This window comes from Sporosarcina cyprini (assembly GCF_022048975.1).
GTDB classification, from domain to species: domain Bacteria; phylum Bacillota; class Bacilli; order Bacillales_A; family Planococcaceae; genus Sporosarcina; species Sporosarcina cyprini.
The window spans coordinates 83,276-99,808 of the sequence record NZ_JAKMHX010000024.1; the positions used below are offsets into that span (position 1 = coordinate 83,276).

Annotated in this window: 12 protein-coding genes and 2 riboswitches; of the genes, 2 read left to right on the forward strand and 10 right to left on the reverse strand. The window is 41.8% G+C overall.

What is annotated here, in order from left to right:
* Positions 1-45: 45 nt before the first annotated feature.
* The gene (locus L7D49_RS10145) at positions 46-468 is read right to left on the reverse strand and encodes a hypothetical protein (protein WP_238080721.1); all 423 of its coding nucleotides are present in this window, start codon (positions 466-468) and stop codon (positions 46-48) included.
* A 466-nt stretch (positions 469-934) separates the two neighbouring features.
* The gene (locus tag L7D49_RS10150) at positions 935-1,570 is read right to left on the reverse strand and encodes a response regulator transcription factor (RefSeq protein ID WP_238080722.1); all 636 of its coding nucleotides are present in this window, start codon (positions 1,568-1,570) and stop codon (positions 935-937) included.
* A 70-nt stretch (positions 1,571-1,640) separates the two neighbouring features.
* Positions 1,641-1,723, reverse strand: a riboswitch (cyclic di-GMP riboswitch).
* Between the two features lie 557 nt (positions 1,724-2,280).
* On the opposite strand from L7D49_RS10150, the gene L7D49_RS10155 reads away from it, so the two are divergent.
* A complete protein-coding gene (locus L7D49_RS10155; protein WP_418895874.1) occupies positions 2,281-4,272 on the forward strand; it encodes a S9 family peptidase in 1,992 nt (663 codons plus the stop codon).
* A gap of 234 nt (positions 4,273-4,506) precedes the next feature.
* Here L7D49_RS10155 and L7D49_RS10160 read toward each other — a convergent pair whose 3' ends face one another.
* The 5 genes from L7D49_RS10160 to L7D49_RS10180 form a co-directional block, all read right to left on the reverse strand.
* A complete protein-coding gene (locus tag L7D49_RS10160) occupies positions 4,507-5,106 on the reverse strand; it encodes a class D sortase (RefSeq protein ID WP_238080724.1) in 600 nt (199 codons plus the stop codon).
* Positions 5,107-5,166: 60 nt separating this feature from the next.
* A complete protein-coding gene (locus L7D49_RS10165; protein ID WP_238080725.1) occupies positions 5,167-5,826 on the reverse strand; it encodes a CalY family protein in 660 nt (219 codons plus the stop codon).
* A gap of 36 nt (positions 5,827-5,862) precedes the next feature.
* Complete coding sequence (gene sipW, locus L7D49_RS10170; RefSeq protein ID WP_238080726.1) at positions 5,863-6,480, reverse strand: signal peptidase I SipW; 618 nt, start codon at positions 6,478-6,480, stop codon at positions 5,863-5,865.
* Positions 6,422-7,648 carry a putative sodium/potassium/calcium exchanger gene (locus L7D49_RS10175; RefSeq protein ID WP_238080727.1) on the reverse strand — a complete coding sequence of 409 codons (1,227 nt, stop codon included), beginning with the start codon at positions 7,646-7,648 and terminating at the stop codon, positions 6,422-6,424. The genes sipW and L7D49_RS10175 overlap by 59 nt, the downstream gene beginning before the upstream one ends.
* Before the next feature lie 130 nt (positions 7,649-7,778).
* A complete protein-coding gene (locus L7D49_RS10180; RefSeq protein WP_238080728.1) occupies positions 7,779-8,393 on the reverse strand; it encodes a TasA family protein in 615 nt (204 codons plus the stop codon).
* Between the two features lie 586 nt (positions 8,394-8,979).
* Positions 8,980-9,062, forward strand: a riboswitch (cyclic di-GMP riboswitch).
* Between the two features lie 55 nt (positions 9,063-9,117).
* Between L7D49_RS10180 and L7D49_RS10185 the strand changes: the two genes are divergently transcribed.
* Positions 9,118-9,771, forward strand: coding sequence for a response regulator (locus L7D49_RS10185; RefSeq protein WP_238080744.1), 654 nt, complete (start codon positions 9,118-9,120; stop codon positions 9,769-9,771).
* A 633-nt stretch (positions 9,772-10,404) separates the two neighbouring features.
* Here L7D49_RS10185 and L7D49_RS10190 read toward each other — a convergent pair.
* The 3 genes from L7D49_RS10190 to L7D49_RS10200 all read right to left on the reverse strand — a co-directional run bounded on the left by L7D49_RS10190 (position 10,405) and on the right by L7D49_RS10200 (position 16,475).
* Positions 10,405-13,956, reverse strand: a complete 3,552-nt coding sequence (locus L7D49_RS10190) for an S-layer homology domain-containing protein (RefSeq protein ID WP_238080729.1) — start codon at positions 13,954-13,956, stop codon at positions 10,405-10,407.
* A 514-nt stretch (positions 13,957-14,470) separates the two neighbouring features.
* Complete coding sequence (locus L7D49_RS10195; protein WP_238080730.1) at positions 14,471-15,184, reverse strand: WecB/TagA/CpsF family glycosyltransferase; 714 nt, start codon at positions 15,182-15,184, stop codon at positions 14,471-14,473.
* A gap of 1 nt (position 15,185) precedes the next feature.
* Complete coding sequence (locus tag L7D49_RS10200; RefSeq protein ID WP_238080731.1) at positions 15,186-16,475, reverse strand: nucleotide sugar dehydrogenase; 1,290 nt, start codon at positions 16,473-16,475, stop codon at positions 15,186-15,188.
* Between the last annotated feature and the right edge of the window lie 58 nt (positions 16,476-16,533).

Consider the following 16,533-nt stretch of genomic DNA (forward strand, 5'->3'; position numbering starts at 1 on the left):
GTGACTGTCCCCTTTTTCATCCATTTTATTTGGTAAAACATGTGCTCACTCGCTTAATACTTCTTGCAGAATCGATTCGAATTCCAGTTGGATTTCTTCCTCGATATTGCGGTTTGTGACGTATTCTTCAAAGGTTTCTTTTTTCAGTTCGTCTGACGTTGTGTTCATGTCTCTAATGAGAGCATTCTTGTAGTCTTCAATCCCAGTCGTCGTGTCGCCAGTCGTCCTGTCACGGTGTACGGCAATCGCCGTTTCCAAGGCAGTGTTCATTTCCTTAACAAACATCCGATGTTCACTCAGCATCCGAATCAACGCAGTCGCGGTTTCAGCTCCTACACTTTCACTCTTTTCTTTGAATGATTTCTCATACCACTGTGAAATCATCTGAGCTGAGTTGATATTTGCGTAGATCGTTCCAGCGCTTGCAAGAAAAATAATCGAAAACAAAATAACGAATTTCTTCTTCATGGAGTACACCTCATTAGAAATAATCTGGCATAGATAAGATCTCCTCCAACTAGTTATATTGAGCCCCCACTTATGTGCTTGGAACTATTTTTAGTATAGGACGAATATAGAAGGACTTCCTCACTCTGAGGAATACTTTTCCATAACACTTTCGCTACTTGCTCTTCTACTTTAGTGAAAGAGAAGTAAACTTTAGAACCAATCAAGTTGGAAATGAATACTTTTCCCACAATAAACAGTCCTTTATTACTATAAATACCTCTATTTAAGCAGCCGTTGGAATGCACTAACAAATAAGGAGAAAGGTGACTAGGAAAGGTTCAATAGTAGTACGATCACTCTGGATTCAAAAAAGCAAAACCGCTATTCAGGATCTGAAATAGCGGTCTCGCTTCAAAAGGAAAAATTATTGAGAAGAGGAATTAAAATTGCGGTAAATGCGCAGATTTTTGAATAAAATATTTCATTAATTCACAACATAACGGACGAGCCCCATCGCATTCGCATACAGAGCTGCTTGGGTCCGATCGGCCAAATTCAATTTGCCTAATACTTGGCTCACATGTTTTTTCACAGTGTACTCCGTGATAAAAAGCATCTGGGAGATTTCTTTATTGGAAAGCCCTTTCCCCAGTTCAATCAATACTTCTGTCTCCTTAGGCGTTAGTATATCCGTCTTGGCAACCCGTTCGGAATGAATGCCGACTACCTGTTCCAAAATACGAGAATCATAATACGTTCGCCCTTTTCCTACCATCTGTAAGGCATGAACTAACTCTTCGGGTAGAGCTTCCTTGGAAATATAGCCGGAAACCCCTAATTCTTTCGCCTGTTTAAAGCTTTCTTTGTCCGGAGAAGCCGTCAGGACAATAAACTGACAACGCAATCCTTGCTGCTGGATTTTTGCGATGAGATCCAGTCCCGACTCCATACCTAAACTCAGATCAATGATCGCTAATTCCGGCAATTTGTCCGCAATTTGCTTGATCGCTTCCTTACCGTCCGAAGCTTCCCCAACGACCTCGAATTTTTCCAGCTGTTCCAGAACGGCTGCCATTCCTCTTCGGACAACTGGATGATCATCTACAATGACTACTCTCATAGCACAATCACCTCAACTCAATTATTTTCACTCAAATGGAAAAGGCCCAATGATACACGGAAAAATCCGAGTACAATTAGGCCGGTTGCACCACTCACTCCATGCAACCCAGGTGCCCAGATGGGGGTTGCACTTCAACGTTTCCTTCTCTATTAAGCTTGTACTATTAGTATACGCGATGAAATTAGAATATCCTGTCAGCTACTGCGACTGCTCTGCTTCTAGTTTTGTTGCTTTCCCTGCTATTTTGTCGTGCTTCGTCGCAAAACAGGTTTTGGATGGTTTTATTTTTTATATTTTCTTATTATTGGATACGAATAGTTGTTTAGACATACTGGTGTGGACTAATGATTAAGTTATTGAGCTCGTGCAGCTGGTAATACGCTAATCCGCCTAGTCTTTTTCTCGACGAATACCCTGGTGTTTCAGAGGGTTGTAAAACCCTCCATATTTATTCCTCGTTTGCCTTCTCATCTTATAACAACAGTATGAACACGAATAACGGGATTTCGTATATTGTAACTAACAAAATTCTAATTTTGCTGTTTTTTTCTTCTGCAGATTAACTCCTCCTAAATTTCCCATCCCAACTTTTTGAAAGAAGAGACATACTAAGGACTGAAAGTCTTATTAATGCACTACACTATTTTCTTTAACTCATTACACGAAAGGGGATCTAACAATTGAGAAGATCCGGGATATCCGCAGCAATGGCTTTTACACTTCTCGCAGCCTATCCACTCAGCACTGTGGCCAACGATTCGCTTGATCAAGTGATTGCAATGATTTCCGAAAAGGTTGAAGTGGATGCACCAATTTTGAAGACTCAATCTCAAGAAATTGTTACAGCTGAGAAGATGGAGAATAACAATGGAGAGGCCAATACCAAAGAAGTAAAAGAAATCTCCGTAGAGGACTTTATGCGAAATCCAGGTGAGCTTGACTATGAGTTGTCACCAGACGGGGAATATATTTCTTTTAGTTCTGCTTGGGAAAATCGAATGAATGTCTATGTCCAAAAGATGCATGGCGATGGTGAACCGGTTCGAGTAAGCAGCTCAAAAGATCGAGATGTTGCTGCTTCCTTCTGGAAGGATAATCATATCCTCTATCTGAAAGATGAAGGCGGTGATGAAAACTTCCATCTCTATTCATCGAGCTTTAATGGGCAGGAAGAACGGGACTTGACACCATTTCCGAATGTTAAAGTTCAACTGATCAGCCGTTTATCCGGTATTCCAAATGAAATTCTTATCGGCTTGAATAAAGCGGATCCGACGGTCTTTGACGTTTATAAATTGAATGTCAAAACTGGTGACATGAAGCTTGTTGCAAAGAATTCTGGCAGTATTGTGAGCTGGCTTGCGGATCATGACGGCAAGATTCGGATTGCGATCGAAACGGACGGGGTCGATAGCACCGTTCTCTACCGTGCAACCGAGGAGGATGACTTCAAACCGTTTCTTCAAACGAATAAAAGTGACGAGATTTCACCGATTGCCTTCTCTAAAGACAATCAATCCATTTATGCGTTGACCAATAAAGGACGAGATAAGATGGAGTTGGTTGTGTTTGATTTGGATGCTAAGGAGAAACTTCTTTATGCCAATCCACAGGTTGACGTGGAGGACGCTCTCTATGACAAAAAGAAGGATGCACTTCTGGCAACCACGTATGTGACGGACAAACTGCATTATGTGTTCTTCGATAAAGAATTAGAGAACATTTTCAACTATTTGAAGGACGAACTTCAAGTGAGCGAAAGCGAATTAATTCTTGATGACCATAATGAAGATATGACCAAGTTCATCGTCCTCGTAACAAGCGATAAAGAATTTGGTACCTACTATTATTATGACTCGATAACAAAAGAACTAACCAAGTTGACAGAGCTTGCCCCTTGGCTCGACCGAAACGCCATGGCAGACATGCAGCCGATTTCCTACACAAGCCGAGACGGCCTCACCATCCATGGTTACTTAACACTTCCTAAAAATAAGAAGCCTGAGCAATTGCCTTTGATCGTTAATCCTCACGGCGGTCCTTGGGCTCGTGATACGTGGGGGTTCAATCAAGAAGTTCAGCTGCTGGCCAACAGAGGATATGCTGTACTCCAAGTAAACTTCCGCTCCTCGACTGGATACGGTAAAGCCTTTACCGATGCGGGTAATAAACAATGGGGCTTAAAGATTCAGGATGACATTACGGACGGCGTACAATGGGCCATCGATCAAGGTATCGCTGATCCTGACCGCATTGGCATTTATGGAGCTTCGTTCGGCGGCTATGCCACATTAGCCGGCATCACGTTCACACCTGATCTATATGCCGCAGCGGTGGACTATGTGGGTGTCTCTAACATCTTCACATTGCTCGACACGATCCCGCCTTATTGGAAAACCGTTCGCAATGATTTTTACAAACGAGTCGGACATCCAATTGACGATAAAGAACTGTTGGAAGCCATCTCGCCTGTCTTCCACGTCGACAAAATTAAGACGCCTCTTTTTGTAGCTCAAGGTGCGAACGACCCGCGTGTCAATCAGGCTGAATCAGATCAGATTGTGGAAGCTTTGCAGAAGCGAGGCGTGGATGTGGAATACATGCTAAAGGAAAATGAAGGTCATGGCTTCCGAAATGAGGAGAATCGAATTGAGTTTTATCGCGCGATGATTGATTTCTTTGATAAAAATTTGAAGTAACAAAAAACGAAACGCTTGAGGTACACAGCGTTTCGTTTTTTTAGTGTAATCGTTACTTTAATACGCACACAATACCAGCTGTTTCTACACATAATATCACCCAACCCGAACAACAGACCTGCATGCGCGTATTAAACAGGATGACCCGCACATAAACAATCGTCTGCGAGCATAACGACTAATTCCTCCGAATCAACAGCTAACCAAAACAGTCAAATATATTCTCGCCTCTTGTCAAAGACTACTTTCAACCAGCTTTGCATACACAACATATCGCTGCGGCGCATTGCCAATATACCGAAATGGATAACATGTGGACAGAGTCAGCAATTCCTCCGGGGCCGTAGAGCGAATGACCGTTTCATCATTCTCTTCTACAATCTCCGTGCCCACAATCGCATACGTAAACGTGCCATGAGCCATTTTCACGATGATGGAATCTCCGTTTTGCAAATTGTCGAGTCCAGTAAAGACAGTATCCCGATGGCCAGAGAATAAAATCTGGTCTTTCTCTCCAGGATACACGGTGCCTGAGTAATGACCGACTCCCTGCTTCAAAGCGATATCATCTGTACCTTCTACGATGGGAAGTTCTTTGTCCAGGTTCGGAATTTGGAGTATGCCGATCGTTTCTCCGTTTTGGAATGACAGTTCGAGGGTATCTTGTTTTTCAAATATTGTTTTCTCATCCAACAAGGAAGCCATTTTCAAATAATCTTTCGCTTCAGCTAGTGCAGCTTTTTCAGATTGATTAGAGGAGAGCATTTGCATAAGCGCATACCCGATGAGGCACAGGCCTACTCCAAACAAGAGCAAAGCTATTTTCTTTACCAATCCAGCTCACCTCCTCTCCAATCAAAAAAGCTGCACAGTACGGCAGCTTTTTCAACCATATTATTGTGCAACCTTCATCCTTCTAACATACGCGACAACCATGATTGCAATAGCAACTACAACCAATACAGAGCCGAGCAATAAAATATTGAACATATTCGTAGAGGTGGCAGGCAATTTGAAACCGCCTGATGAAGAAGCGTCACCACTGTCAATCCGGGCTTTTGTTACGGCTTGCGAAGAAGCACTTGCTTTCCCTTCCGCTGTAAAGTTCAGAATGAAAGCTGCCTGCAATCCTTGAAAATCGTTTCCAAGATGCTCTGGAAATCGGATGGTAATATCTAATTTCTCTTCGCTTCCGCTCGCCAGGTTTCTTGCAGGCAACGTCGTAAAGGCAGCTAATTTTCCATTATACAATTCTTCATTGCCAGCCTTTACTTCCATCATCAGTTCATTAAACAACTTTTCATCGCCGTTGTTCTTCAGTTGCATGTAGTAGGCAAACTCTTTGTTACCTGCATTAGTGATTGTAAGTGTACGCGGAGCCCAGTCACCTGGCTTCATGTTGCTTACGTCGAACAACGTCTCTTTGGGAGATAGGCTGATGTTGATCTCCTGATTGTCCGCACTATTATTTTCATCAGCCAAAACGCTCGCGATCGGGAATAGTAGAATCCCACAAACGATTAATAGTATGGGAATAATCTTTAAAAGCTTCATTACGGTGCTGTCTCCTTCCATTTCCTACCGTTCGATTCAGGAAGAGGGGTTTCCACCCTCTTCTCCTGCTAAATCTGCCTGTTTCTTGGGAGACAATTCGATTGCGGAAAGTACTTTCCAAATCGTAAACGCGGAATAGATGAGCAACAAGAATCCCGGTATTAATAGAAGAAACGCGCCATTTTTCGACTGTGCGAAGTTGATGAAATAGCCGACATAAGGAACCGTATGGCCTGTATATTCCGCTACGACATTGTCCGAAAGAACCGGGTTCATGTCCTCCCCATTGTTGTTATCCCCTTTTGTCCGGTACAAGACGGAATCTCCACTTTTAACGATATCTGTAATACGGTGGGTAATCAAAATACCCTCTTCCTCTTGAAACGTGATGACATCGCCGGTTTTAAATGCGTTTTTATCCTCAGCTGCTTTCACTACAATGATTGACCCAGTCTGAATGCCAGGCTCCATTGATCCCGACAGAACCGTTTTAAACTGATAGCCAAAAATCTCAGGCTCCCCGCCAGACGCTTTTGATATGACAACGACAGCCGCCACAGTGATCAGCAGCAACATCAAAATTCCCGAAATGATATTATTGACCCACTTCGTCACCTTTTTCGTTACCTTCTGTGTTTTGCTTCTCTTTCTCATCCGAATCACCTTCCACTTTCTGTTTTTGTTCTTTTACTGCTACGTTCTCATCTTCTTTGTTTGCTGGCGTTTGATCTTTTACGGGCTTTTTGTCAGTCGGTTTCTTAGCCTTTTTCTTCTTTTTATTTTTCTTAGTTGTATCTCCTTGTTCATTATCGTCATCCGACTCACTTACGCTTTCCTCATTAGACTCATCATCTTCTCCACTATCCAGATTGGCATCATCAGTGTCATCAGCCTCTTCTCCAGGATCGGTTGCTTCTGTATCGTCTACAACTTTTTCTTTTTCGGCACCTATTTCAGGTTCTTCTGTTTTCTTGCACTCTTTTTCGCCTGTTTTACTTGAATCTGCTTCTTCCTCTTCAACCAGTCTTTCCTCGTCGTGAGTACATTGGTCATTGTCAGAGGCATCTTTAGCGTCGTCCTCTTCCTCCGACTCGCCGTCTTTCTTCCCACACTCGTTTTCTTTCTTGTCGTTCGAGTCAGCTTCCTTCTCACTTTTATCCTGTGCTAGTTCATCTTCGCTCTTTTGATCTTCAGCTGCAGTTTCCTCACCAGGTGCCCCTTCTTCTTTCGATGTTTCCTCAGAACTATCTACATCGCCATTTGGCTCTTCGCTATTTTCCTTGCTTTCTTCATCAGTGCTCTCTTCATCACCACGTTTCCCAACCGTTTCCTCAACAGTTGCAGGATCTTTCTCGACTATTTGAAGAGGCGGCTCTTCTACGTTAGCCTCTTCATCCTCTATTACCTCAATCGGCACTGCTTCTTCCGAAGTCTCCTGAGAACTCTCACCTTCACCATCTAGTTCGGTACCGTTCTCCTCTTCCGTTAAAGCCTCTTCGCCCTTTGATTCTTTCGAAGCTCCCTCATCTTGCTTCTCGGGAGTTTTATCGTTTTGTTTCCGCAAGTCTACGGTTATAATTTCAATCTCTCCGCATTCATTCACAATGACTTGCTGCTCAGTCCAGATACCAGCTGTGATGCCTTGCGAAACTTCCGCTCGGCTGCTCAAAAACGCAGAAGTGCCAGACGACATATAACTAACGCCAAATATGGATAAGTAGCAGATCAAAGCTATCTTAAGATAAAACAATAAAGCGCGATGATTCTTCTTATACCTTCGTCTGCGCTTGCTTTTCAATCCGATCCCGCCTTTCAATTTCATATCGCTGGGTTCCGTAAATACATTCCTCAAAACATAAATAAGGTTATATATTGAGAAATGAATTTAAGGAAGGGCACCTACGGATTGGTGAAATGAAATGAGGGAGGAGAAGGGCTCTCCTCCCATTGTTTTACTTCGCTTGACCTTTTCCTTGTAATGCTTCAAATTCCCATGTTAATTTTAGAGAATCACCTTGGAATTCATTTTGATTCTCTCCATTATCAATGAATTGAAATTGAACAACTAGATCGTCAGAATCCCCCGCTTTCAATCCTCCTATTTCTTCAATACGGGGAATAAACACTTTGTTAGCAACAGCATCGGGGGTCATATTTTTCAAATCAAAGAGAGTAGTCTCAAAAACAACTAAATCTTTATCTAAAATTGGTCCTAAAGCTGATTTATCTACATTCCACATGAAATTCACCTGAATATATTTCCCGAAATCATCAACATTGTTCCCCTCTTTGTCTGTGACTTCATAATTTGTTTTCAGCAGCACTTTGGCAATATCAAGAGATCCATCGTTTTTCAGCTTAAAGGATCTATTCATCCAATCGCCCGGCTTAATATTATCAACATTTATTATTTCTTGAGGATTTAGTGATAAATTCAATGTTCCTGCTGCAAACGTGTTTGTGCTTGTTTCCACATCATTGAAATAAGCATACGTTCCTCCGCCAATCATACTTACAGCCAAAGCACCCGTTGCGATACCCATTGCTAACTTCTTTTTAAGATTCATACTTATTAGCCTCCCTAAGATTCCTAGTTTTTGTTTTCTTACAATCCATCCATCTTTCTCGCAAGTAAGCCAAAGTAGTTTCATGTACCATTTCATAGCCTGGCAGTTAGTTTAGCTCCTAATAGTTACTATTAGTCCCAAGTAGACTCTATATCCACTCAGAGGAGCAATTGAATCTGATCTACTTATGCCATGTACCGTCATCAACGTCACAAGCATTCTTGTAGTATCAATCTTGACATAGGATCACCTTCTACAGACCATCTCCCCCTTTGGACTTCGCTTCATTCGCTATGAGAATGGAACTACGTTTAGTATAAACAGCCAGAAACTATTTCTCGCACCTCCAATGGGTAATTTTTGGCTTCTTCCCATTCGTCTTTCGAGTGACGCTAAAGGCACACTTTCGTGCCATTCCATTTTCTGTTTATTCATGTAAACTATAAGTACTAGTCCATTTGAAGTGCAGAATGGACAAAAAGAGACGAAATGAACCAAAAGCAATCAAAAATAGATGGTTCGCGCTTCTAATAAACTGACAAGTTCCGCAACAAAGACAACTTATACTTAATATGTAGAAACAAATGACTAGTGGGAGACTAGGAACTACATCCTCTATCTGGGCACCTGGGATGTAGGGAGTCAGTGGTGCAACCGGCCTCATTACATAAGGACGTCCGATAAAAACGTCCTTCAATCTTGAGTAAGGGGGCTCTCTACATTGATGAAAGTAGTAGTGGTAGATGATCAAACGCTCATCCGAAAAGGCATGGTCTCCATACTGTCCATGCATGGCACAATCGAAGTTTGCGGTGAAGCAAGAAACAAGCAAGAAGCACTTTATCTGATTGAAAAAGAAAAACCCGATTTGGCGATTGTAGATTTTCAACTAGAAAATGAGAGTGGAATGGATGTCATCACAGAAGCGAGGCAACTTGGGGAAACCTGCAAATTTGCCATCCTGACGCACTCCACAGATGCACTGACTTTTCAGCATGCTAAATCAATGGACGTGGATGGTTATATTTCAAAAGATGCCTATCCAGAGGAATTAATTTATGCGGTTCACGTCATTCAAAGAGGAAGGAAGTATTACGATCCAGACATTATCGATCTGTTACTTGAATCCCAAAAGAATCCCCAGTTAGATGATAAGAATATCGCTCAACTGACTTCTAAGGAAAAAGAAGTATTAGAAAAAATCGGTATGGGTCTGTCGAATAAACAAATTGCGGCTAACTTGTACATTACGGAGAACACAGTCAAAAAGCATGTCAGTCAAGTATTGGCCAAATTGAACCTTGGGGATCGCACTAAGGCTGCGCTTTATGCGAATTATACGGGGTTGGTGCCTGCTAGGCATGATGTTTTGATATAAATTTTGAATTCTAAATTCTAATTTATACCCTTTCAACTTCTATATACTGCTCTCGCCCGGTATACCTTATAGTGCCTACGCTCAAAAGTGTAGGCACTATATTTTGTTGTTAAATAATATCAGCGACTCGAATGATATGATTTCTCATTCATTTGTTTATTTCAGCTCCTTTCCCTAAAACCAAATATATTCCTCTGTATTTTCTGTTCATATGATTATAATAATAAACTCAAAATACATCTATTTAATAGAGAATACAGGGGACTAACTTAAAGAAGTCTTACAAGGTTATTTACTTCCTTGGACTAATATAGGTTCTTGTCCATTTGTCCGAGATACCATGCCGGTTTCCACTAATACGGTACTGTATCGCAAATAAAATGGATCCTTATACTATTCTAGCCTAAATTGTTGATCTAGAAAAAATAGATAGTTACTATTGTAGAAATCTAAGTAGAAAGTTATTGAAGTCATACAGTTCAGAAGCTGATTTCTAAGAAGTTAACTGCTGTGGATTGGTAAAGACTTAGACAGAAATAAAGAAAAACAGCCAACCGTCCCGAAGGATAGTTGGCTGTTCTATAATTCAGACCATTTATCTGAATTGTGTTGGTGACTTGCACCATTTATTAATTATTTCTTAATTGTTACAGGAACTGTAACTGTTTGACCTGTTACTTCAGGAGTAACAGTGACAGTTGTAATAGCTGTTGTAGTTGGAGCAGCTACCACTGCTTCTTGTGCAGTAGTCAAAGTGATTACAACTTTTTTACCGTCATCAGAAAGCACAGCCTGTGAATTATTAATTGCTGTTGTAGCACCGTCATTTAGAACAATACCAGTGAATGCCGTAATGGCTTCAGAGAATGTTAAAGTCAATGTTCCATCAACAGCTGGAGTAGATGCAGTAGCACCACTTAGTGTAATTGTCTTACCAAGTAACTCTGATGCTGATTCTGTACCAGCAAATCCTGCAGCCGTAGCAGTAAGTGAAGTAGAAGTATCATTAGTAATTGCAGTTGCTACATTTGCTATAGTAGCTGCTGCATCAAGAGTTCCATTTACAGCATCAGAAACTGGAAGAATTACTTTTAGTGTTTTTGATGTTCCATCATAAGATGTAGTAACAGTATTACCAACAGTTGTAGCTTTTTCAAATACAACTTTAACACCGTTATAAGCAGTATCTCCTGCTGCTGATTCAACAGTTAAGGTATTTGCTGGTGTTGTGGCATTAGTATAAACGCCTGTTGCTTTGGCTCCAGTAACTGCTGCTGATCCAGCTGCATAAGTTGCTGTTGCTGTAATTTTAATCGCAGCTGCTACTTTATTTTCCAATGAAGCTGCTGTGAATGTAGTTCCACCTTGTAGATCTGAAAGAATTGCTGCCGCCATAGTATCTTTATCAGCATCAGTCAACTTTTCATAAGACGGATATCCAGCCAATGCAGCTTTAACTTGGTTTAATGTTGTAGCGCTATTTACTGCTGAAACAACATTCGAGTAACCAGAAGTTAGAACATTAAACGTCAATTTGCCTTCAGCATCTACTGTAACAGAAACTTTGGAAACGCCAGCTGTAATTTCTTTAACAAATGCAGCTTGGGTTACTTTGCTTCCTGCAATCTGATATTCTTTTGCAGTAGCATAACTATAAACAACACCATTGATTGTTAGAACTTTATTAGTTGTATCAATGCTTGAAACTGTACCAGTAATAGGTGCAGAACCATATTGTGAGAACTTAAGGTTCAATGTTTCTGTTGTTGGTAAAACAACGCCAGCTCTTGAACCTGTAGCATTGATAGACACTGAAGACGGATCTGCTGCTGAAACTCTGATAGAAGTATCAACATTTCCTGCTGTAATTGTTTCTTTAACTGTACCAGTCGTACCAGCTAGAATTGTTTTTGTACCAGCAGATGTATTAACAGTAACATTACCTGTACCTGCCTTAATTTCAAACGAAACTACTGTATCTTGAGTGTAAGAACGTGGTTTGTAGTTTTGATCAACTAATGTGTATGTTGCAGTTGCAACTTCACCAGCAAGATATGGAATTGTTCCGCCAAAACCATCATCTAAATCAGCGTTATATGTTACTTCATTTACGAAGTATGTGATTTCACCAGTTGCTTGAAGATCGTTAGCATCTAATCCAGCAGCGTCACCATTTTCGATGAATACGACTGGTGAAACATAAGCGTTGACAGATTTAGAAGCAACAGTAAACGTCACTTGCCCATCTTTACCAACTTTCAAATCATAGTATTTATATTTTGCATCAGAGGTATAAGCAGCCTCGTTTCCATCTTTATCTAAAACAAATACGGATGGTGTTGTATTAGGAAGTGCAACACGTACTGTTGTTCCTGGAGATGCAACTTTACCATCTTTATCTGTATAAGTTGCAGTATAGTTACGTCCACCAGTCTCAACATCGTTTAACCAGATTGCTGCATTAGAGCTACCAGCTGCTTCTAATTTCAAACCAAGTTCATGCTTAAGTTCAAACTTAACTGTAGCACCTTTATCTTGCAAAGCAGTTTTTGAATAAAGTGGAACCTTATTCAAATTAGTTGTATTTGTTGCAAAACCATACTCACCTGAATATACGATAGGTGTTACAGTTGCGTTCTTTCCAGATACAACTAAGTTTGCTTTACCGTTGCTGTCTAATTTAACAGCTGTTACTGCAGTACCGCCAGTTGTGTATTGATAAGGATAGCTTGCATTTCCAAGAAGGACATTTCCGTTCTTATCAACAACATAAGTTGTTACTCCTTCAACTGTAGCTTTTCCTTCAGCCTTGTCTGGAGTAACATTCAAGTTCTCTTCAAATGCTACAAAAACGTATTGACCTGCTTTTCCAGGTGCATTGATTTCGTAAACTTTTTTAGCACCGTTTACAAGTGTGTTACCTTCTGAAGCTTCAGTGATTGTTAACTGTTTTGCATTTGCCCAGTAAACTTTACCTACTGAAGATTTGTCTGATTTTTGAGTAGCATAAGCTGTAACATTGTCATCAATTGCATAGTAACGTGTGTAAGTATAAGAAGCTACACCTTCAGCGTTAGTATAAGCAACAACTTCAATTTTCTCGTTCAATTGATTGTTTGCACCATTAGCGATATTGAAAGTAACTGGAATACCATCTTTCTTTTCGCCTGCTGCAACTTCAACTTTAGCTTGTACTGTTACATCTTTACCAATTGTACCTTGTAGTGAAGGAGTTGTAATTTGGATAGATGTTGGGATAACCGCAGTTGCTCCGATGAATGAACCCAATTCTTTATCATTTGCAGACACTTTGTAAGTTTCGCCAGCTTTTTGAGGAGCTGTAGTCAATACTACAGTGTTTGCATCAGTTTGCTTGATAACTTTGTTTGTGATATCAAGGCCTTCAATTTTGAAGTTAAGTGCTGCAAGATCTTCTACCTTTTCAACAAATTTCACTTCAACGTGTGTGTTGTTAATAGCTGTAATAGAAGCTACACCTGCAACTGTTCCAGTTACTTTTGAAAGATCAGCTTTCAAGAAGTTGTGAAGGAATGTAGCAAAGTGTCCACGAGTTGTAGTTGCTTTAGGGTTGAACTGAGCAACTGTTGTGATGTCGAAGAAATCTAGAACATCGATAGCAGTGCGTGCTTCAGATTTAGCAGAGTTACGGTCTGTTACTTCTTTTTTGAAGTCTTGACCTTCAACGTATTCTACTAGATTGATATCATTAACTGTGTCAAACGCGCGAACAAGAACTACTGCCATGTTTTCACGAGTGATGTCGTCGCCAGCAAGTAGGCGGCCGTTGCTTCCGTTGAATACGCCGTTGTCTTTAACAACTGCAGCATATTTCAAAAGCTCATCGTTAGAAGAAGCAGTCAAGTCAGAGAAACGCATATTTGTTTTGTAGTCTCCAGGTACTTCGTAGCCTTCAGAGACAAGCCATTTACCCATCAATTTAACAACGTCAGAACGTGTCAAAGTTTTGTTTGGCTTAAAAGATCCATCTTCGTAACCTGTGATTACGCCAGCATCAGATAGTGCGTCGATTGCTGCTTCGTGTGTGTTCCCTTTTGTGTCAGAAAATGTTTTCGCGCTTGCAACGGGTGCAACTGCAGATGCTACTAGAGCAGCTGATGCAGCGCCAACTACAAACTTACGATACTTCGTTGGTTGGTTAGCCATTGAATAATTTCCTCCTCTTATTGAAAAAAATAATTTGTCAACTACCCCACGGCAAAATGGAAGTAGAAGGCATTACACAATAAAGTATAGATATTCACGGCTTGGATGTCAATTACAAATTAGTAATGTTCCAGATTCATAGAGTAGAAATGCTCTGAATTTATCCGCCGCTTCTACTATTCTATCGTATTTCAAATATATATCAAGTATTTCTATGTTTTTTCTGTCGAAGTTAGTAGGTTGTGTTTTTTGACATAGATTTGTAGTGCTTGTCTTCGTATTGACGTTATGCAGGAAAGATCAGGAATATGACTGGAATAATAAGTATTTGGATCTTGGGGGAGTTAATTATGGGCATGCAAAAAGCCTGGAACAGATGGGAGCTGTTCCAGGCTTTTTGTGCGGTCAACCAACCGTTTTCGTCCTGCGTGGCGTTTGTTATATATGCTACAGAGGAAATTATCCTTACACTTACGTATTCTATCATCCTATTTAGTAGATTACAAGTATGGTTTTATTTTTTTCCTGTTAGAATTTCTAATAGAAATTTTGGAAGGACCATTTGCCTTTTAAGGCGGCTTGGTTCCTTCAATAGACGGTACAGCCATTCGGCACCGACTTTTTGGAAGGCGGCCGGTGCACGTTTAATGTTGCCGGCGAGCACGTCGAACGATCCGCCGACTCCTTGGTAGAGAATCGGATGAAGCTGATCCCGGTATTGTTCGATCCATAGTTCCTGCTTCGGGGAGCCCATGGCGACGAACAGGATATCCGGTTTTGCTTCGTTGATCGTCTGAATCACTTTATCCGTATCCTTTTCGTAGCCATCTTGCGTGCCGGCTACGATGAGATCCGGGTAGGTTTCCACTAGTTTCGCGGCTGCCTGGTCAGCTACGCCTGGTTTGGCGCCATATAGAAAAATGCGTTTACCAGTACGTGCCGCTTCCCTTACGACGCGGTCCATCATGTCGACGCCCGTGACACGAGAGCGGATGTTGCCTTTTTTCATTTTTGACGCAATGATGACGCCGATCCCGTCCGGAATTTGGAATTCCGCACGGTTCAGCAACGCCTTCAGTTCGGGATCGTCTTTCGCCTTCATGAGTTTCTCAGGGTTGATGGCGACGACGAGTGATTTCTTTTTGTCTTCAATGTTTTGGAAAACCTTCGGGATGAGTTCGTCATAGCTTTCCGTGTTGACACTGACGCCTAGTATTTGTTCTTTCATCTTAGCTGAAGACACCTGCCGGAGAGCCGTCGCCGAGCTTGTAGTAATGGAAGCCTGCTTGCTCCCATTTGTTCCGGTCCAGTGCGTTTTTCGTATCCAAAATAAACGGCTTCGGTGTTTTCGTTACAAGATGGTTCGGGTTCAGTTGTTTGAATTCATCGTGATCCGTCGTCAGGATAATCAAGTCGACGTCCGCCAATGCTTCTTCCAGTGTATCCTTTTGTGTTGCGTGCTTCGCGTTTTTGATATGAGGATCAAAAGACTTCACATCGATATCGCGAGCTTGCAATTCTTTAATGACAGTAAGCGACGGGCTTTCGCGCATGTCGTCGACGTTGCCTTTGAATGCTAGGCCAAGTACAGCGACTTTGCCGTCTTTAATGTTTTGATCATCAAGCAAGCCCTTCGTTTTTTCTGCAACAAATTCCGGCATGCCGTCGTTTGTAAGACGGGCTTTATGGATGATTTGCGCTTCTGCCGGGTTCAGCTCTACGAGGAACCATGGGTCAACTGCGATACAGTGTCCGCCGACACCAGGCCCTGGCATGTGAATGTTTACACGCGGATGGAAGTTCGCGAAACGGATTGCTTCCCAAATGTCCACGCCGATTGTTTCAGCGATTTTCGCAAGTTCATTAGCGAACGCAATATTGACGTCACGATAGGTGTTTTCCATTACTTTGACGAGTTCCGCAGTCGTTGCGTCTGTCAAATGGATTTCTCCTTGGACGAATGTTTTATAAAGATCTTTCGTCATTTGCGCAGATTCCGGCGTAATACCGCCGACGATCCGGTCGTTGTTTACGAGTTCTTCGAAAATCTTGCCTGGGATGACGCGCTCCGGCGAGTGGGAAACAAATAAGTCCTCGCCCAGTGTCAGGTTTGATTTGCGAAGCTCCGGCAGCATAATGTTTTCGACAGTTTTTGGTGGAACCGTCGATTCCAAGATGACGAGTGCGCCCGGCTTCACAAATGGCACGATGGATGCCGTTGCCTGGCGGATGTATTCTAGGTTTGCTGTGTTGTCCGGATTGATCGGAGACGGGACGGCGACGATGTAGACATCGGCTTCGACCGGCGTCGTGGAAACGGTGAATTTCCCTTCGTCGATTGCACGCTCGAGACGTTCCTGGAGTCCGTTCTCTTCTATATGTAATTGCTTATTGGCAATCATGTTGACAGCTGTTTCGTTAATATCGACACCATGTACTTGAACGCCGCTGTTGGCGAACATGACGGCTGTCGGTAGGCCGATGTAGCCGAGGCCGACAACGCAGATTTTCTTATCCATTGGTATGTTCCTTTCTTTGTGGGACTGCTTTTGCGGCTTATTCACCGCTTGTTGGATT